Raw genomic sequence first — 19,877 nt, forward strand, 5'->3', positions numbered from 1 at the left:
TTAAGTGGATTTTTTATTTACTGCGTACTTCGACAACCATTAATGGTGATCGTTTTCACGCAGGTAAATGACCCAGTATGTCAACCCAACCAACAAACCACCGCCGATAATATTACCGATCGTAACCGGAATCAGGTTATCAGTGATGAAGTTCATCACGGTCAGGTGAGAAAAATTTTCCGGTGCAGAACCGACAGCGGTCCAGAATTCCGGAGATGCGAAGTCGCGGATTACAATACCCATCGGGATCATAAACATGTTTGCGATACTGTGCTCAAAACCGCTGGCAACAAACATCGCGACCGGCAGCACCATAATGAACGCTTTATCCATCAGGCTGCGGCCAGAATAACTCATCCATACTGCCAGACATACCATCAGGTTTGCCAGGATACCAAGACAGACGGCCTCAATAAAAGTATGGTGCACTTTGTGGTCGGCGGTTTGTAGGACGTTTAGTCCCCATTGACCATTCGCGGTCATATACTCGCCGGAAAGCCACATTAAAAGTACAAACAGCAGTGCGCCGACCAGGTTGCCAAAATAGACATTTAGCCAGTTTTTCGCCAACTGACCCCAGGTGATTCGCCCACTCGCCTTAGCAACAACAATCAACACTGTGGAAGTAAAGAGATCGGCTCCGCAGACAACACAAAGAATCAGCCCCAGAGAGAAGCAAATGCCGCCAACCAGTTTTGCCATGCCGAAGGGCATTGTGCCTGTGCCAGTGGTTGCTGTGATATAGAAGACGAATGCGATTGAGATGAAAACACCGGCGGTAATCGCCAGATAGAAAGTCTTAAGCGGATGTTTCGTTGCTTTATAGACACCTGCCTCTTCGGCCACTTTGGCCATTGCTGCAGGAAGTAAAAGATCAAAAGGGTTGTCAGCTTTCACACTAACTCTCTCTTTATTAAGTCGGCGACGAGATACTAACAAAGCATTATAGATGAGAAATTGATATAGATCATATCTCGCCTGGCTTATAGGCCCGTAACTCGCATGGTTTTTATGCAAATACGGAGTAAATATTTGATTATCCAAATAAAAATAAATTTTAAAAATTAACAAATGAGTTGAATTTTTTCCGCATCCTCCGCTAAAACAGTTAATTAAAAGGGAGCACCAGGCGAATAAAGTAACAATATCGATCGTATTTATTAAATACAAATTACCGATATTTAACTTTATAATTACAATTATTTTATTAATGCAAATATATGTAAAGCGGGGCATTAAAAAAACGCCCCGTAATATAACTCAGACGAATCATTAAGCCTACATTGCGAAGGCTATTTGATTTTATTTTGCCCAGAATGCTGCTTTGGCGCGCTGCAGCTTTTCGTAGGCCTTCAACAACGACTGATGTGCAGCAAACGCGTGCAGATCGCTATCTACTGGTTGCAAGCCATAAAACGCCGCTTCGCCGCTCATTGCCGCACTGGCGGCTTCCACGGCATCTGCGCCGTACATGCGAACAAACGCATTCAGATATTGCAGCGGCTGGCGATCTTCTTCCTGCGCCAGTAATAACAACGTTTGCAGGCAGCGATAATAGTTGGCGCGTTCCGGACTAAATACTGATGAGTTAAACTCCATCGTCCATTCGGTCCAGACCAGAGCCTGTTCCAGATCGCCACCAGCCAGCGCCAGCATGGCTTTTAATTCACCGATACGCAGGGTGTACCAACCGTTATCCGACCCGGTCGCCAGACCCAACAGCTCACGCACGCGGGTAAAGTCATCAAAACCTTCTTCATCCAGTTGCTCGATGAGGTTCAGGTAATCTTCTTTTTCCCACTCGCTGCCTGGTAACGAAAGAATCGTTTCACGTAAATGGCTGCCCATACTGTTATTCGCCAGCCACAGATCTTCAGCCGGATAAATATCGGACATGCCAGGCACGATAATTCGGCAAGCATAAACGCCCAGATGCTCGTAATCGGCAATATAAACTTCTTTATCTTCTTTGTTGAAGATAGCCATCAGCGTAGCAAACTCTTCTTCCGTAGTGCCGGAGAAATTCCAGTCCACAAACGGATAATCGGCATCCTGCTTGAACAGATCCCAGGAGATTAAACCGCTGGAATCGATAAAGTGCGTTTCGAGGTTGGTATGTTCAGCAACTTCTTCATCATCGAAGGTTGGCGGAGTAAACACATCCAAATCTTTCAGGCCACGACCTTGCAGCAGCTCGGTCACGGTACGTTCCAGTGCTACGCCAAAATCAGGATGTGCACCGAAAGAGGCAAAGCAGGTGCCGTTAGCAGGATTGAACAGTACCACGCAAATCACCGGATACTGGCCGCCAAGCGAACCATCATAAGCAAAGATTGGGAAACCTTCTGCTTCCAGCGTTTCGATGGCTTCAACCACCGCTGGGTAACGCGCCAGCACGTCTGCCGGGATTTCCGGCAAGCTGATGCTTTCAGCAATAATGCGGTTTTTCACGTAGCGTTCGAAAACTTCGGACAACCCCTGAACGCGTGCTTCGTTGCGGGTATTGCCAGCGGACATACCGTTAGAAACGTACAGGTTACCAATGATATTCATCGGAATATAAACGGTCTGATTGTCGGACTGGCGCGTAAACGGCAGACCGCAAATACCACGATCTTCGTTACCGGATTGCAGGTCAATCAGCATACTGCCGGCCAGTTCATTCTCCGGATCGTAAAATGCGCGCAGACGGTCATCGAGCAGCCCTTCTGGCACATCGTCATTTTCGCTCAGTGGGAACCATTTTTCGTTGGGATAATGCACGAACGGACCGTTGGCGATGGTTTCGCCCAGCCAGAAATCAGCAAAAAAGTAGTTGGTTGAGAGACGCTCGAAATATTCACCGAGTGCAGAAGCCAGCGCCGCTTTTTTGGTTGCGCCTTTACCGTTGGTAAAACACAGTGCGCACTCTTTGTCGCGAATATGTACAGACCAGACGTTAGGCACCGGATTCAGCCAGGAGGCCTCTTCAATCTGAAAGCCGAGGTCTGAAAGTTTTTGCTGGAAGCGAGCGATGGAATCTTCCAGTGCGGCATCTTTGCCGGGGATAAATGTTTGCGTCATGAAAATCACTTTAGTCGTACGGAAAGCGCGCAATAATACGGGTTTTATCTCAAAGGCGCTATCACCGCCGCCATGCCGATGAACTGTTGACTATGCTTTTAGTGGATAAACCACGATAAGAGCATAAAAATGAAGGCGTTTGATCTCCACCGTATGGCATTTGATAAAGTGCCTTTTGATTTCCTTGGCGAAGTGGCACTACGTAGTCTTTATACCTTTGTACTGGTTTTTTTGTTCCTCAAAATGACCGGAAGACGCGGTGTGCGGCAGATGTCGCTTTTTGAAGTGTTAATCATTCTGACGCTGGGATCAGCGGCGGGAGATGTGGCGTTTTATGATGATGTGCCGATGGTCCCGGTACTTATCGTCTTTATTACTCTGGCGTTGTTATACCGCCTGGTAATGTGGTTGATGGCACACAGTGAAAAACTGGAAGATCTTCTGGAAGGTAAGCCGGTTGTCATTATTGAAGATGGCGAGCTGGCCTGGTCGAAACTCAATAACTCCAACATGACGGAATTTGAGTTCTTTATGGAGCTACGATTGCGCGGTGTAGAGCAGTTGGGGCAAGTACGTCTGGCGATTCTCGAAACCAACGGGCAAATCAGTGTCTATTTCTTTGAAGATGACAAGGTGAAACCGGGCTTACTTATTTTACCCAGTGACTGTACTCAGCGTTACAAAGTGGTACCCGAGTCGGCGGACTATGCCTGCATTCGTTGCAGTGAAATCATTCATATGAACGCGGGGGAAAAACAATTATGTCCGCGCTGTGCAAATCCAGAATGGACGAAGGCAAGTCGGGCAAAACGGGTGACGTGACAGTAAAAACATCGGCTTTTTGCTAATAATCCGAGAGATTCTTTTGTGTGATGCAAGCCACATTTTTGCCCTCAACGGTTTTACTCATTGCGATGTGTGTCACTGAATGATAAAACCGATAGCCACAGGAATAATGTATTACCTGTGGTCGCAATCGATTGACCGCAGGTTAATAGCAACGCAACGTGGTGAGGGGAAATGGCTCAAATCTTCAATTTTAGTTCTGGTCCGGCAATGCTACCGGCAGAGGTGCTTAAACAGGCTCAACAGGAACTGCGCGACTGGAACGGTCTTGGTACGTCGGTGATGGAAGTGAGTCACCGTGGCAAAGAGTTCATTCAGGTTGCAGAGGAAGCCGAGAAGGATTTTCGCGATCTTCTTAATGTCCCCTCCAACTACAAGGTATTGTTCTGCCATGGCGGCGGTCGCGGTCAGTTTGCTGCTGTTCCGCTGAATATTCTCGGTGATAAAACCACCGCAGATTATGTTGATGCCGGTTACTGGGCGGCAAGTGCCATTAAAGAAGCGAAAAAATATTGCACGCCTAATGTCTTCGACGCCAAAGTGACTGTTGATGGTCTGCGCGCGGTTAAGCCAATGCGCGAATGGCAACTCTCTGATAATGCTGCTTATATGCATTACTGCCCGAATGAAACCATCGACGGTATCGCTATCGACGAAACGCCAGACTTCGGCAAAGATGTGGTGGTCGCCGCCGACTTCTCTTCAACCATTCTTTCCCGTCCGATTGACGTCAGCCGTTATGGCGTGATTTACGCTGGCGCGCAGAAAAATATCGGCCCGGCAGGCCTGACAATCGTCATCGTTCGTGAAGATTTGCTGGGCAAAGCGAATATCGCGTGTCCGTCGATTCTGGATTATTCCATCCTCAACGATAACGGCTCCATGTTTAACACGCCGCCGACATTTGCCTGGTATCTGTCTGGTCTGGTCTTTAAATGGCTGAAAGCGAACGGCGGTGTAGCTGAAATGGATAAAATCAATCAGCAAAAAGCAGAACTGCTGTATGGGGTGATTGATAACAGCGATTTCTACCGCAATGACGTGGCGAAAGCTAACCGTTCGCGGATGAACGTGCCGTTCCAGTTGGCGGACAGTGCGCTTGACAAATTGTTCCTTGAAGAGTCTTTTGCTGCTGGCCTTCATGCGCTGAAAGGTCACCGTGTGGTCGGCGGAATGCGCGCGTCTATTTATAACGCCATGCCGCTGGAAGGCGTTAAAGCGCTGACAGACTTCATGATTGAGTTCGAACGCCGTCACGGCTAATGCCGAAATTTTGCTTAATCCCCACAGCCAGCCTGTGGGGTTTTTATTTCTGTTGTAGAGAGTTGAGTTCATGGAATCCCTGACGTTACAACCCATCGCTCGTGTCGATGGCACTATTAATCTGCCCGGTTCCAAGAGCGTTTCTAACCGCGCTTTATTGCTGGCGGCATTAGCACACGGCAAAACAGTATTAACCAATCTGCTGGATAGCGATGACGTGCGCCATATGCTGAATGCATTAGCAGCGTTAGGGGTAAGCTATACGCTTTCAGCTGATCGTACGCGTTGCGAAATCATCGGTAACGGCGGTCCATTACACGCAGAAGGTGCCCTGGAGTTGTTCCTCGGTAACGCCGGAACGGCAATGCGTCCGCTGGCGGCAGCTCTTTGTCTGGGTAGCAATGATATTGTGCTGACCGGTGAACCGCGTATGAAAGAACGCCCCATTGGTCATCTGGTGGATGCGCTGCGCCTGGGCGGGGCGAAGATCACTTACCTGGAACAAGAAAATTATCCACCATTGCGTTTACAGGGCGGCTTTACTGGCGGCAACGTTGAAGTTGATGGCTCCGTTTCCAGCCAGTTCCTCACCGCACTGTTAATGACTGCGCCTCTTGCGCCGGAAGATACGGTGATTCGTATTAAAGGCGATCTGGTTTCTAAACCTTACATCGACATCACACTCAATCTGATGAAGACGTTTGGTGTTGAAATTGAAAATCAGCACTATCAACAATTTGTCGTTAAAGGCGGGCAGTCTTATCAGTCTCCGGGTACTTATTTGGTCGAAGGCGATGCATCTTCCGCTTCTTACTTCCTGGCAGCAGCAGCAATCAAAGGCGGTACTGTAAAAGTGACCGGCATTGGACGCAACAGTATGCAGGGTGATATTCGCTTTGCTGATGTGCTGGAAAAAATGGGCGCGACCATTTGCTGGGGCGATGATTATATTTCCTGCACGCGGGGTGAACTGAACGCTATTGATATGGATATGAACCATATTCCTGATGCGGCGATGACCATTGCCACGGCGGCGTTATTTGCAAAAGGCACCACCACGCTGCGCAATATCTATAACTGGCGTGTTAAAGAGACCGATCGCCTGTTTGCGATGGCAACAGAACTGCGTAAAGTTGGTGCGGAAGTAGAAGAGGGGCACGATTACATTCGTATCACTCCACCGGAAAAACTGAACTTTGCCGAGATCGCAACATACAATGATCACCGGATGGCGATGTGTTTCTCGCTGGTCGCATTATCAGATACGGCTGTGACGATTCTTGATCCAAAATGTACCGCTAAAACTTTTCCAGACTATTTCGAGCAATTGGCGCGGATAAGTCAACCCGGCTGAATGAATAACGGGCGATAACATAGACAATCCTTTCTTTTCAAAGACGTCGGCACATTGCCGGCGTTTTTTTTCGGACCTTGTGGGGTATTTTTATTAATGGTAGCGTTAATTATCAATGTAACTTGTTGATACATAATGTTTATATATAATTAATCAACGGATGATTCACATGAAGAATACTAAATTATTGCTGGCGATTGCGACCTCTGCAGCCTTACTGACAGGATGTCAGAATACGCACGGTATTAATACCGATTTGGCTATCAGCTCAGGTCTGAATGCTTATAAAGCCGCAACATTAAGCGATGCTGATGCTAAAGCAATCGCCAATCAGGGCTGTGCCGAAATGGACAGCGGCAATCAAGTCGCAAGTAAATCCAGCAAGTACGGTAAACGTCTGGCAAAAATCGCCAAAGCATTGGGTAACAATATTAATGGCACGCCGGTCAACTATAAGGTTTATATGACCAGCGACGTCAACGCATGGGCGATGGCGAACGGCTGTGTTCGTGTCTACAGTGGCCTGATGGACATGATGAACGACAACGAAATTGAAGGCGTTCTGGGTCATGAACTGGGCCACGTCGCGTTGGGTCACTCGCTGGCTGAAATGAAAGCTTCTTATGCGATCGTTGCCGCACGTGATGCGATTTCCGCTACCAGCGGTGTGGCTTCCCAGCTTTCTCGCTCACAATTAGGTGATATCGCAGAAGGCGCGATCAATGCTAAATACTCCCGCGATAAAGAGTCCGAAGCAGATGATTTCTCCTTTGATCTGTTGAAGAAACGTGGCATCAGCACCCAGGGGCTGGTTGGCAGCTTTGAAAAATTGGCCAGCCTGGATGGCGGTCGTACCCAGTCCATGTTTGACTCTCACCCACCATCAACAGAGCGTGCGCAACACATCCGTGATCGTATCGCCTCTGGTAAGTAAATCATTGTCATCTTTCGGGCTGGTCTTCTGCCAGCCCGCTATAATTGCGCAATAAATCCCCATCTGAATACAGACAAAACTGGTTTTTGCACACAACGTTAACGATTTGTGGCGTCGGCGCGTATAATGCGCGCGGTTATGTTAACGGTACGCCTGTTTTAAGGAGATAAAGATGACGGCAATTGCCCCGGTTATTACCATTGATGGCCCAAGCGGTGCAGGGAAAGGCACCTTGTGTAAGGCTATGGCGGAAGCGTTGCAATGGCATCTGCTGGACTCGGGTGCAATTTATCGCGTACTGGCACTGGCGGCATTACATCACCATGTTGATGTTGCATCGGAAGATGCGCTGGTGCCGCTGGCATCCCATCTGGATGTACGTTTTGTGTCGACCAATGGCAATCTGGAAGTGATCCTCGAAGGGGAAGATGTCAGCGGCGAAATTCGTACTCAGGAAGTGGCGAATGCTGCTTCACAAGTCGCGGCATTCCCACGCGTTCGTGAAGCATTATTGCGTCGCCAACGCGCGTTTCGCGAATTACCAGGCTTGATTGCCGATGGCCGCGATATGGGAACGGTGGTATTCCCTGATGCGCCAGTGAAAATTTTCCTTGACGCCTCCTCGGAAGAACGTGCGCATCGCCGCATGCTACAGTTGCAGGAGAAGGGCTTTAGTGTTAACTTTGAGCGCCTTTTGGCCGAGATCAAAGAACGCGACGACCGCGATCGTAACCGAGCGGTAGCGCCACTGGTTCCGGCAGCCGATGCTTTAGTGTTGGATTCCACCACCTTAAGCATTGAGCAAGTGATTGAAAAAGCGCTACAATACGCGCGCCAGAAATTGGCTCTCGCATAAGCGACCGAATTTGCAGTACCCCCGTTGCAATGGAATGACAGCGGGTATGTTAAACAACCCCATCCGGCATGGAGCCAGGTGGACGTTAAATATAAACCTGAAGATTAAACATGACTGAATCTTTTGCTCAACTCTTTGAAGAGTCCTTAAAAGAAATCGAAACCCGCCCGGGTTCTATCGTTCGTGGCGTTGTTGTTGCTATCGACAAAGACGTAGTACTGGTTGACGCTGGTCTGAAATCTGAGTCCGCCATCCCGGCTGAGCAGTTCAAAAACGCCCAGGGCGAGCTGGAAATCCAGGTAGGTGACGAAGTTGACGTTGCTCTGGACGCAGTAGAAGACGGCTTCGGTGAAACTCTGCTGTCCCGTGAGAAAGCTAAACGTCACGAAGCCTGGATCACGCTGGAAAAAGCTTACGAAGATGCTGAAACTGTTACCGGTGTTATCAACGGCAAAGTTAAGGGCGGCTTCACTGTTGAGCTGAACGGTATTCGTGCGTTCCTGCCAGGTTCTCTGGTAGACGTTCGTCCGGTGCGTGACACTCTGCACCTGGAAGGCAAAGAGCTTGAATTCAAAGTAATCAAGCTGGATCAGAAGCGCAACAACGTTGTTGTTTCTCGTCGTGCCGTTATCGAATCCGAAAACAGCGCAGAGCGCGATCAGCTGCTGGAAAACCTGCAGGAAGGCATGGAAGTTAAAGGTATCGTTAAGAACCTCACTGACTACGGTGCATTCGTTGATCTGGGCGGCGTTGACGGCCTGCTGCACATCACTGACATGGCCTGGAAACGCGTTAAGCATCCGAGCGAAATCGTCAACGTTGGCGATGAAATCACTGTTAAAGTGCTGAAGTTCGACCGCGAACGTACCCGTGTATCCCTGGGCCTGAAACAGCTGGGCGAAGATCCGTGGGTAGCTATCGCTAAACGTTATCCGGAAGGTACCAAACTGACTGGTCGCGTGACCAACCTGACCGACTACGGCTGCTTCGTTGAAATCGAAGAAGGCGTTGAAGGCCTGGTACACGTTTCCGAAATGGATTGGACCAACAAAAACATCCACCCGTCCAAAGTTGTTAACGTTGGCGATGTAGTGGAAGTTATGGTTCTGGATATCGACGAAGAACGTCGTCGTATCTCCCTGGGTCTGAAACAGTGCAAAGCTAACCCGTGGCAGCAGTTCGCGGAAACCCACAACAAGGGTGACCGTGTTGAAGGTAAAATCAAGTCTATCACTGACTTCGGTATCTTCATCGGCCTGGACGGCGGCATCGACGGCCTGGTTCACCTGTCTGACATCTCCTGGAACGTTGCAGGCGAAGAAGCAGTTCGTGAATACAAAAAAGGCGACGAAATCGCTGCAGTTGTTCTGCAGGTTGACGCAGAACGTGAACGTATCTCCCTGGGCGTTAAACAGCTCGCAGAAGATCCGTTCAACAACTGGGTTGCTCTGAACAAGAAAGGCGCTATCGTAACCGGTAAAGTAACTGCAGTTGACGCTAAAGGCGCAACCGTAGAACTGGCTGACGGCGTTGAAGGTTACCTGCGTGCTTCTGAAGCATCCCGTGACCGCGTTGAAGACGCTACCCTGGTTCTGAGCGTTGGCGACGAAGTTGAAGCTAAATTCACCGGCGTTGATCGTAAAAACCGCGCAATCAGCCTGTCTGTTCGTGCGAAAGACGAAGCTGACGAGAAAGATGCAATCGCAACTGTTAACAAACAGGAAGATGCAAACTTCTCCAACAACGCAATGGCTGAAGCTTTCAAAGCAGCTAAAGGCGAGTAATTCTCTGACTCTTCGGGATTTTTATTCCGAAGTTTGTTGAGTTTACTTGACAGATTGCAGGTTTCGTCCTGTAATCAAGCACTAAGGGCGGCTACGGCCGCCCTTAATCAATGCAGCAACAGCAGCCGCTTAATTTGCCTTTAAGGAACCGGAGGAATCATGACCAAGTCAGAATTGATAGAAAGACTTGCCACCCAGCAATCGCACATTCCCGCCAAGACGGTTGAAGATGCAGTAAAAGAGATGCTGGAGCATATGGCCTCGACTCTTGCGCAGGGCGAGCGTATTGAAATCCGCGGTTTCGGCAGTTTCTCTTTGCACTACCGCGCACCACGTACCGGACGTAATCCGAAGACTGGCGATAAAGTAGAACTGGAAGGAAAATACGTTCCTCACTTTAAACCAGGTAAAGAACTGCGCGATCGCGCCAATATTTACGGTTAAGTTTTTACTCAAACTTGAACGCGAGAAAAGCACCTGTCGGGTGCTTTTTTCATTTCTCTAATCTGGAACTGGAAGCTGCCTCGCAGAGTTTTGAGCAGTTTTCACCCTCTCGTTAAATTCTTCTGAACGTGCCTCGGGGAACGCAAAATTCCCACCAGACAACCGCTCAACAAAGTTGCACACTTTCCATAAACAGGGAGGGGTGCATGAAAATAACGACAGTCGGCGTATGCATAATTTGCGGAATTTTTCCGTTGCTGATTTTGCCCCAATTGCCTGGGACATTAACCCTTGCGTCTCTGACCGTCTTCGCCTGCGTACTGGTATTTATCCCTTTTAAAACTGTCCGTTATATCGCGCTGACGTTGCTGTTTTTCGTTTGGGGCATATTAGCAGCAAAGCAAATTTTGTGGGCAGGAGAAACCTTAACTGGCGCGACGCAGGATGCAATTGTTGAGATCACTGCTACTGACGGTATGACCACTCATTACGGTCAAATTACTCATCTACAAGGTCGACGTATATTCCCTGCGCCAGGCCTCGTGCTGTATGGCGAATATCTTCCGCAAGCGGTTTGTGCTGGACAACTGTGGTCAATGAAACTCAAAGTTCGTGCAGTTCATGGTCAACTTAATGATGGCGGCTTTGATAGCCAGCGTTATGCCATTGCCCAGCATCAGCCGCTCACCGGCCGATTTCTGCAGGCAAGTGTCATTGAACCGAATTGTAGCCTGCGTGCACAGTATCTGGCGTCATTATAAACAACGCTGCAACCCTATATGTGGAATGCGGTTATTCTTGGTTTAGGTATGGGGGAACGGTTATCCGTTCCCAAAGAAATCAAAAATATCATGCGCGATACTGGAACGGCGCATTTAATGGCGATATCGGGATTGCATATCGCTTTTGCGGCGTTGCTGGCTGCCGGACTCATTCGCGGTGGGCAAGTTTTTCTGCCCGGGCGCTGGATCCAATGGCAAATGCCATTAATTGGCGGAATCTGCTGTGCTGCTTTTTATGCCTGGCTGACTGGGATGCAACCTCCTGCATTGCGTACCGTGGTGGCGCTTGCCATGTGGGGAATGCTTAAGTTAAGTGGGCGACAATGGAGTGGCTGGGATGTATGGATATGTTGTCTGGCGGCAATTTTGTTGATGGATCCTGTTGCCATTCTCTCGCAAAGTTTATGGCTCTCTGCCGCTGCGGTCGCGGCACTGATTTTTTGGTATCAGTGGTTTCCCTGTCCGGAGTGGCAACTGCCGCCGGTATTGCGCGCGGTTGTTTCCCTCATCCATCTGCAGCTGGGAATCACCCTCCTGCTTATGCCCGTGCAAATCGTCATATTTCATGGCATTAGTCTGACCTCGTTTATTGCAAATCTATTTGCAATTCCCCTGGTGACATTTATCACGGTTCCATTGATCCTCGCCGCGATGGTTGTGCATTTAAGCGGGCCGTTAATCCTGGAACAGGGGTTATGGTTTCTTGCCGACCGGTCTTTGGCTTTACTTTTCTGGGGGTTAAAGAGTTTGCCGGAAGGGTGGATCAACATTGCTGAACGTTGGCAATGGCTAACATTTTCCCCATGGTTCTTACTGGTGGTATGGCGATTAAACGCCTGGCGAACGTTGCCAGCAATGTGTGTGGCTGGAGGCTTGCTGATGTGCTGGCCGCTGTGGCAAAAACCTCGACCTGACGAGTGGCAAGTGTACATGCTTGATGTCGGGCAAGGGCTGGCAATGGTGATAGCCAGAAACGGCAAAGCGATTCTCTATGACACGGGACTGGCCTGGCCCGAAGGGGATAGTGGGCAACAACTGATTATCCCCTGGCTCCACTGGCATAATCTTGAACCGGAAGGCGTTATTCTGAGTCATGAACATCTGGATCACCGGGGAGGGCTGGACTCAATATTGCACACATGGCCGATGTTATGGATCAGAAGTCCGTTAAACTGGGAACATCATCAGCCCTGTGTGCGTGGCGAAGCGTGGCAATGGCAAGGATTGCGTTTCAGCGCGCACTGGCCTTTACAAGCTAGCAACGATAAAGGAAATAACCATTCCTGTGTGGTTAAGGTTGATGACGGGACGAATAGCATTCTTCTAACCGGTGATATTGAAGCCCCCGCTGAACAAAAGATGCTAAGCCGTTACTGGCAGCAAGTGCAGGCAACATTGCTTCAGGTACCTCACCATGGCAGTAATACCTCATCATCGTTGCCATTAATTCAGCGAGTGAATGGAAAAGTGGCACTCGCATCGGCATCGCGCTATAACGCATGGCGATTGCCCTCCAACAAAGTTAAGCATCGCTATCAACAACAAGGTTATAAGTGGCTTGATACTCCACATCAGGGTCAAGTGACGGTCAATTTTTCAGCGCAAGGCTGGCGGATTAGCAGCCTCAGAGAGCAAATTTTACCTCGTTGGTATCATCAGTGGTTTGGCGTGCCAGTGGATAACGGGTAGAATATGCGGCTATTTCAACAAATGCTGGTTTTTTGAATGCATAACGACAAAGATCTCTCTACGTGGCAGACATTCCGCCGACTGTGGCCAACCATTGCGCCTTTTAAAGCGGGTCTGATCGTGGCGGGCGTAGCGTTAATCCTCAACGCAGCCAGCGATACCTTCATGTTATCGCTCCTTAAGCCACTTCTTGATGATGGCTTTGGTAAAACAGATCGCTCCGTGCTGGTGTGGATGCCGCTGGTGGTGATCGGGCTGATGATTTTACGTGGTATCACCAGCTATGTCTCCAGCTACTGTATCTCCTGGGTATCAGGAAAGGTGGTAATGACTATGCGTCGCCGCCTGTTTGGTCACATGATGGGAATGCCTGTTTCATTTTTTGACAAACAGTCAACGGGTACGCTGTTGTCACGTATCACCTACGATTCCGAACAGGTTGCTTCTTCTTCTTCCGGCGCACTGATTACTGTTGTGCGTGAAGGTGCGTCGATCATCGGCCTGTTCATCATGATGTTCTATTACAGCTGGCAACTGTCGATCATTTTGATTGTGCTGGCACCGATTGTTTCGATTGCGATTCGCGTTGTATCGAAGCGTTTTCGTAACATCAGTAAAAACATGCAGAACACCATGGGGCAGGTGACCACCAGCGCAGAACAAATGCTGAAGGGCCACAAAGAAGTATTGATTTTCGGTGGTCAGGAAGTGGAAACGAAACGCTTCGATAAAGTCAGTAACCGAATGCGTCTTCAGGGGATGAAAATGGTTTCAGCCTCTTCCATCTCTGATCCGATCATTCAGCTGATCGCCTCTTTGGCGCTGGCGTTTGTTCTGTATGCGGCGAGCTTCCCAAGTGTTATGGATAACCTGACTGCCGGTACGATTACCGTTGTTTTCTCTTCAATGATTGCACTGATGCGTCCACTGAAATCGCTGACCAACGTTAACGCCCAGTTCCAGCGCGGTATGGCGGCTTGTCAGACGCTGTTTACCATTCTGGACAGTGAGCAGGAGAAAGACGAAGGTAAGCGCGTGATCGAGCGTGCGACTGGCGACGTGGAATTCCGCAATGTCACCTTTACTTATCCGGGACGTGACGTACCCGCATTGCGTAACATCAACCTGAAAATTCCGGCAGGGAAGACGGTTGCTCTGGTTGGACGCTCTGGTTCGGGTAAATCAACCATCGCCAGCCTGATCACGCGTTTTTACGATATTGATGAAGGCGAAATCCTGATGGATGGTCACGATCTGCGCGAGTATACCCTGGCGTCGTTACGTAACCAGGTTGCTCTGGTGTCGCAGAATGTCCATTTGTTTAACGATACTGTTGCTAACAACATTGCTTACGCACGGACTGAACAGTACAGCCGTGAGCAAATTGAAGAAGCGGCGCGTATGGCCTACGCCATGGACTTCATCAATAAGATGGATAACGGTCTCGATACAGTGATTGGTGAAAACGGCGTGCTGCTCTCTGGCGGTCAGCGTCAGCGTATTGCCATCGCTCGAGCCTTGTTGCGTGATAGCCCGATTCTGATTCTGGACGAAGCTACCTCGGCGCTGGATACCGAATCTGAACGTGCGATTCAGGCGGCATTGGATGAGTTGCAGAAAAACCGTACCTCTCTGGTGATTGCCCACCGCTTGTCTACCATTGAAAAGGCAGACGAAATCGTGGTCGTCGAGGATGGTGTCATTGTGGAACGCGGTACGCATAACGATTTGCTTGAGCACCGTGGCGTTTACGCGCAACTTCACAAAATGCAGTTTGGCCAATGATCGAAAAAATCTGGTCTGGTGAATCCCCTTTGTGGCGGCTATTGCTGCCACTCTCCTGGTTGTATGGCCTGGTGAGTGGCGCGATCCGTCTTTGCTATAAACTAAAACTGAAGCGCGCCTGGCGTGCCCCCGTACCGGTTGTCGTGGTTGGTAATCTCACCGCAGGCGGCAATGGAAAAACCCCGGTCGTTGTCTGGCTGGTGGAACAGCTGCAACAGCGCGGTATTCGCGTGGGGGTAGTATCGCGGGGATATGGTGGTAAGGCTGAATCTTATCCGCTGTTATTGTCGGCAGATACCACCACAGCACAGGCGGGTGATGAACCTGTGTTGATTTATCAACGCACTGGCGCGCCCGTTGCGGTTTCTCCCGTGCGTTCTGATGCGGTAAAAGCCATTCTGGCGCAACACCCTGATGTGCAGATCATCGTAACCGACGACGGTTTACAGCATTACCGTCTGGCGCGTGATGTGGAAATTGTCGTTGTTGATGGTGTGCGTCGCTTTGGCAATGGCTGGTGGTTGCCGGCGGGGCCAATGCGTGAGCGAGCGGGGCGCTTAAAGTCGGTTGATGCGGTAATCGTCAACGGCGGTGTCCCACGCAGCGGTGAAATCCCCATGCATCTGCTGCCGGGTCAGGCGGTGAATTTACGTACCGGTATGCGTTGTGACGTTGCTCAGCTTGAACATGTAGTGGCGATGGCGGGGATTGGACATCCGCCGCGCTTTTTTGCCACGCTGAAGATGTGCGGCGTACAACCGGAAAAATGTGTACCGCTGGCCGATCATCAGTCTTTGAATCATGCGGATGTCAGCGCGTTGGTAAGCGCCGGGCAAACGCTGGTAATGACTGAAAAAGATGCGGTGAAATGCCGGGCCTTTGCAGAAGAAAATTGGTGGTATTTGCCTGTAGACGCACAGCTTTCAGGTGATGAACCAGCGAAACTGCTTGCGCAACTAACCTCGCTGGCTTCTGGCAACTAGTTACGCCGCGGCAGCGTTCGATTGATGGAGTCATGAATGTCGCTGCCGCACCTCTCTCTTGCTGATGCGCGTAATCTTCACCTCGCCGCGCAAGGCCTGTTAAACAAACCCCGCCGTCGAGCGTCGTTGGAGGATATTCCGGCAACGATCTCCCGAATGTCCTTGCTGCAAATCGATACCATTAATATTGTTGCCCGTAGTCCATATCTGGTGCTTCTCAGTCGTCTGGGAAATTATCCTGCCCAGTGGCTGGATGAGTCTCTGGCGCGTGGTGAATTAATGGAATACTGGGCGCATGAAGCCTGCTTTATGCCGCGTAGCGACTTTCGTCTTATTCGCCACCGCATGCTGGCACCTGAAAAAATGGGCTGGAAATACAAAGACGCCTGGATGCAGGAACATGAGGCGGAAATTGCACAGTTAATTCAGCATATTCATGATAAGGGGCCGGTACGTTCAGCCGATTTTGAGCATCCTCGTAAAGGTGCAAGCGGCTGGTGGGAATGGAAGCCGCATAAACGGCATCTGGAAGGTTTATTTACTGCCGGAAAGGTGATGGTGATTGAACGGCGCAACTTCCAGCGCGTTTATGATTTAACCCACCGAGTCATGCCTGACTGGGATGATGAGCGCGATCTCGTTTCGCAAACAGAAGCAGAAATCATCATGCTGGATAACAGTGCGCGTAGCCTGGGAATATTCCGCGAACAGTGGCTGGCAGATTACTATCGGCTGAAACGTCCGGCACTGGCGGCGTGGCGCGAAGCGAGGGCTGAACAGCAGCAAATCATTGCTGTGCATGTTGAAAAATTGGGCAATCTTTGGCTGCATGCTGATTTGCTGCCGCTACTCGAGCGTGCGCTGGCCGGAAAGCTCACTGCAACGCACAGCGCGGTACTTTCGCCTTTTGATCCTGTTGTCTGGGATCGCAAACGCGCAGAGCAGCTTTTTGATTTTAGCTACCGGCTGGAGTGCTATACCCCAGCGCCGAAACGCCAGTATGGCTATTTTGTTCTGCCGTTATTACATCGTGGGCAATTAGTTGGGCGAATGGATGCCAAAATGCATCGCCAGACAGGCATCCTTGAAGTTATCTCTCTGTGGTTACAGGAAGGCATTAAACCAACGACAACGCTGCAAAAAGGGTTACGTCAGGCGATTACTGATTTCGCTAACTGGCAGCAGGCAACGCGGGTGACATTAGGACGCTGCCCGCAAGGCCTCTTTACTGATTGCCGCACCGGCTGGGAAATAGACCCCGTCGCATAAATGATTATGATAAGATTTATGCATTCATAACCCGATCCATCTGGAGGAACTATGGATCATCGTCTGCTTGAAATCATTGCCTGCCCGGTTTGCAACGGAAAACTTTGGTATAACCAGGAAAAACAAGAACTTATTTGCAAACTGGACAACCTGGCTTTCCCGCTGCGCGATGGCATTCCAGTGTTGCTGGAAACGGAAGCCCGCGTGCTGACTGCTGATGAGAGTAAATCATGAGTTTTGTGGTCATTATTCCCGCGCGCTACGCGTCCACGCGTCTGCCCGGTAAACCATTGGTTGATATTAACGGCAAACCCATGATTGTTCATGTTCTTGAACGCGCGCGCGAATCAGGTGCCGAGCGCATCATCGTGGCAACCGATCATGAGGATGTTGCTCGCGCTGTTGAAGCCGCTGGCGGTGAAGTATGTATGACGCGCGCCGATCATCAGTCAGGAACAGAACGTCTGGCGGAAGTTGTCGAAAAATGCGCATTCAGCGACGACACGGTGATCGTTAATGTGCAGGGGGATGAACCGATGATCCCTGCGACAATCATTCGTCAGGTTGCTGATAATCTCGCCCAGCGTCAGGTGGGTATGGCGACTCTGGCGGTGCCAATCCACAATGCGGAGGAAGCGTTTAACCCGAATGCGGTGAAAGTGGTCCTCGACTCTGAAGGGTATGCACTGTACTTCTCTCGCGCCACCATTCCGTGGGATCGTGATCGTTTTGCAAAAGGCCTTGAAACCGTTGGCGATAACTTCCTGCGTCATCTTGGTATTTATGGCTACCGTGCAGGCTTTATCCGTCGTTACGTCAACTGGCAGCCAAGTCCGTTAGAACACATCGAAATGTTAGAGCAGCTTCGTGTTCTGTGGTACGGCGAAAAAATCCATGTTGCTGTCGCTCAGGAAGTTCCTGGCACAGGTGTGGATACCCCTGAAGATCTCGAGCGCGTTCGCGCTGAAATGCGCTAATTTCACTTCACGACACTCCAGCCAATTTTGGGAGGAGTGTCGTACCGTTACGATTTTCCTCAATTTTTCTTTTCAACAATTGATCTCATTCAGGTGACATCTTTTATATTGGCGCTCATTATGAAAGCAGTAGCTTTTATGAGGGTAATCTGAATGGAACAGCTGCGTGCCGAATTAAGCCATTTACTGGGCGAAAAACTCAGTCGTATTGAGTGCGTCAATGAAAAAGCGGATACGGCGTTGTGGGCTTTGTATGACAGCCAGGGAAACCCAATGCCGTTAATGGCAAGAAGCTTTAGTACGCCCGGAAAAGCCCGACAACTGGCATGGAAAACCACCATGCTGGCAAGAAGTGGGACTGTCCGTATGCCGACTATTTATGGTGTGATGACGCATGAAGAACACCCCGGCCCCGATGTCCTGCTACTGGAGCGGATGCGTGGTGTTTCGGTGGAGGCACCAGCCCGAACACCAGAACGCTGGGAACAACTCAAAGACCAAATCGTTGAAGCCTTACTGGCCTGGCACCGTCAGGACAGTCGCGGTTGCGTCGGCGCGGTCGACAATACTCAGGAAAATTTCTGGCCCTCATGGTACCGGCAACATGTTGAAGTGCTATGGACCACGCTCAATCAGTTCAATAACACCGGTCTAACGATGCAGGATAAGCGGATCCTGTTTCGTACTCGCGAATGTCTCCCGGCATTATTTGAAGGCTTTAACGACAATTGTGTGCTGATTCACGGTAACTTCTGTTTACGCAGCATGCTGAAAGATTCGCGCAGCGATCAGTTACTGGCGATGGTCGGGCCGGGACTAATGCTTTGGGCACCGCGAGAATACGAACTGTTCCGACTAATGGATAATTCTCTGGCGGAAGATTTGCTCTGGAGTTACCTGCAACGCGCGCCAGTGGCGGAGTCATTCATCTGGCGGCGTTGGTTGTATGTGTTATGGGATGAAGTTGCGCAACTGGTTAATACCGGACGATTTAGTCGGCGCAACTTCGATCTGGCATCAAAATCACTCTTGCCGTGGCTCGCCTGACTAACCTTTTAGCCACTGCCAGATGCGGCCAAGCGTTTCATAGCCAACACGATCGCTATGCATCAACCAGACCGGAGAAGGGATTGCCCGTTCCCACGGATTAAGCGGCGAGTCGATGGCCAACTGATTCGCCGGGGCTGGTAGCGGATTTAACCCTTCCTGCTGAAAAAAGATCATCGCCCGCGGCAGATGTGATGCGGAGGTCACCAGCAGGAAAGGGGCGTCACCAATCGCCTGTTTCACTGCCGCAGCTTCTTCTTCGGTATCTTTTGGCAAATCCAGGGTGATAATTTGCTCGCGCGGCACGCCCAGCGATTGCGCAACTCGGGCACCTACTTCCGCTGTACTCACCGTATTGGTTTTTGCTACGCCTCCCGTGAAGATCAGTTTTGATCCCGGATTTTCGCGCCATAAGCGAATACCTTCATTCAGGCGGGGCAGACTGTTATTGATTAAATTCGAGCTTGGTGCCCACTGCGGGTTCCAGGTATAACCACCTCCGAGCACCACGATATAGTCCACTTTTTGCGAATTATTCCATGTCGGATAGGTGCTTTCGATGGGACGCAGCAGGCGGTCGGCTACCGGTTGCAAACTCAATAACAAGAGCGCCAGCCACCCAATGCTAATAAAAATCTTCCCGGTTTTTTGAAAACGGCTAAACCACAGCAGCGCCAGGCCAGCGCCAATAATCAACAACATCAGCGGAAGTGGCAGCAACATATTGCCAATCACTTTTTTCAGTGTAAAAAGCATCCTTTCTGGTTCCTTTTTTAACCATATAGCAAGGGATCGCCAGCG

At 50.0% G+C, this 19,877-nt stretch carries 16 protein-coding genes and 1 pseudogene; 14 read left to right on the forward strand and 3 right to left on the reverse strand.

From position 1 onward, the window contains the following. Positions 1-39: 39 nt before the first annotated feature. A complete protein-coding gene (focA, locus tag ACJHYR_RS06830) occupies positions 40-897 on the reverse strand; it encodes a formate transporter FocA (protein ID WP_000642546.1) in 858 nt (285 codons plus the stop codon). A gap of 405 nt (positions 898-1,302) precedes the next feature. Beyond that, complete coding sequence (ycaO, locus tag ACJHYR_RS06835; RefSeq protein ID WP_001305927.1) at positions 1,303-3,063, reverse strand: 30S ribosomal protein S12 methylthiotransferase accessory factor YcaO; 1,761 nt, start codon at positions 3,061-3,063, stop codon at positions 1,303-1,305. A 129-nt stretch (positions 3,064-3,192) separates the two neighbouring features. Here ycaO and ACJHYR_RS06840 point away from each other — a divergent pair, with 129 nt between their 5' ends. The 14 genes and pseudogenes from ACJHYR_RS06840 to ACJHYR_RS06905 all read left to right on the forward strand — a co-directional run bounded on the left by ACJHYR_RS06840 (position 3,193) and on the right by ACJHYR_RS06905 (position 19,076). After that, on the forward strand, positions 3,193-3,885 hold the full coding sequence (locus tag ACJHYR_RS06840; protein ID WP_000642852.1) for a DUF421 domain-containing protein: 693 nt from the start codon (positions 3,193-3,195) through the stop codon (positions 3,883-3,885). A gap of 198 nt (positions 3,886-4,083) precedes the next feature. Next, positions 4,084-5,172, forward strand: coding sequence for a 3-phosphoserine/phosphohydroxythreonine transaminase (gene serC / locus ACJHYR_RS06845; RefSeq protein WP_000057148.1), 1,089 nt, complete (start codon positions 4,084-4,086; stop codon positions 5,170-5,172). Between the two features lie 70 nt (positions 5,173-5,242). After that, a complete protein-coding gene (gene aroA / locus ACJHYR_RS06850) occupies positions 5,243-6,526 on the forward strand; it encodes a 3-phosphoshikimate 1-carboxyvinyltransferase (protein ID WP_000445212.1) in 1,284 nt (427 codons plus the stop codon). Between the two features lie 169 nt (positions 6,527-6,695). Further along, the gene (gene ycaL, locus ACJHYR_RS06855) at positions 6,696-7,460 is read left to right on the forward strand and encodes a metallopeptidase YcaL (RefSeq protein ID WP_001305926.1); all 765 of its coding nucleotides are present in this window, start codon (positions 6,696-6,698) and stop codon (positions 7,458-7,460) included. 172 nt (positions 7,461-7,632) lie between these two features. Further along, on the forward strand, positions 7,633-8,316 hold the full coding sequence (gene cmk / locus ACJHYR_RS06860) for a (d)CMP kinase (protein WP_000125016.1): 684 nt from the start codon (positions 7,633-7,635) through the stop codon (positions 8,314-8,316). A gap of 110 nt (positions 8,317-8,426) precedes the next feature. Continuing rightward, positions 8,427-10,100 (forward strand): 30S ribosomal protein S1, encoded by a 1,674-nt coding sequence (gene rpsA / locus ACJHYR_RS06865; RefSeq protein WP_000140327.1) that lies wholly within the window; start codon positions 8,427-8,429, stop codon positions 10,098-10,100. Between the two features lie 159 nt (positions 10,101-10,259). Next, a complete protein-coding gene (ihfB, locus tag ACJHYR_RS06870) occupies positions 10,260-10,544 on the forward strand; it encodes an integration host factor subunit beta (RefSeq protein ID WP_000167336.1) in 285 nt (94 codons plus the stop codon). 206 nt (positions 10,545-10,750) lie between these two features. After that, positions 10,751-13,015, forward strand: a pseudogene (locus ACJHYR_RS06875) (ComEC family protein). Positions 13,016-13,051: 36 nt separating this feature from the next. After that, entirely contained in the window at positions 13,052-14,800 is a 1,749-nt protein-coding gene (gene msbA / locus ACJHYR_RS06880; RefSeq protein WP_000551266.1) for a lipid A ABC transporter ATP-binding protein/permease MsbA, read from the forward strand. Continuing rightward, positions 14,797-15,783, forward strand: coding sequence for a tetraacyldisaccharide 4'-kinase (gene lpxK / locus ACJHYR_RS06885; RefSeq protein ID WP_000570555.1), 987 nt, complete (start codon positions 14,797-14,799; stop codon positions 15,781-15,783). Before msbA ends, lpxK begins: the two co-directional genes overlap by 4 nt. Before the next feature lie 36 nt (positions 15,784-15,819). Then, entirely contained in the window at positions 15,820-17,052 is a 1,233-nt protein-coding gene (ycaQ, locus tag ACJHYR_RS06890; RefSeq protein WP_072837502.1) for a crosslink repair DNA glycosylase YcaQ, read from the forward strand. 51 nt (positions 17,053-17,103) lie between these two features. Next, positions 17,104-17,286: a protein YcaR gene (gene ycaR, locus ACJHYR_RS06895; protein ID WP_000350058.1), complete on the forward strand. Its 183-nt coding sequence runs from the start codon at positions 17,104-17,106 to the stop codon at positions 17,284-17,286. Beyond that, complete coding sequence (gene kdsB, locus ACJHYR_RS06900; RefSeq protein ID WP_059327867.1) at positions 17,283-18,029, forward strand: 3-deoxy-manno-octulosonate cytidylyltransferase; 747 nt, start codon at positions 17,283-17,285, stop codon at positions 18,027-18,029. The genes ycaR and kdsB overlap by 4 nt, the downstream gene beginning before the upstream one ends. Positions 18,030-18,182: 153 nt before the next feature. Next, entirely contained in the window at positions 18,183-19,076 is an 894-nt protein-coding gene (locus ACJHYR_RS06905; protein ID WP_000436922.1) for a YcbJ family phosphotransferase, read from the forward strand. On the opposite strand, the gene elyC is transcribed toward ACJHYR_RS06905, so the two are convergent. Then, a complete protein-coding gene (gene elyC / locus ACJHYR_RS06910; protein WP_000899598.1) occupies positions 19,077-19,832 on the reverse strand; it encodes an envelope biogenesis factor ElyC in 756 nt (251 codons plus the stop codon). It abuts the gene before it with no gap. Positions 19,833-19,877: the final 45 nt, after the last annotated feature.

The sequence above is a fragment of the Escherichia sp. WS1450 genome (assembly GCF_046487395.1).
Taxonomy (GTDB): Bacteria; Pseudomonadota; Gammaproteobacteria; order Enterobacterales; family Enterobacteriaceae; genus Escherichia; species Escherichia coli.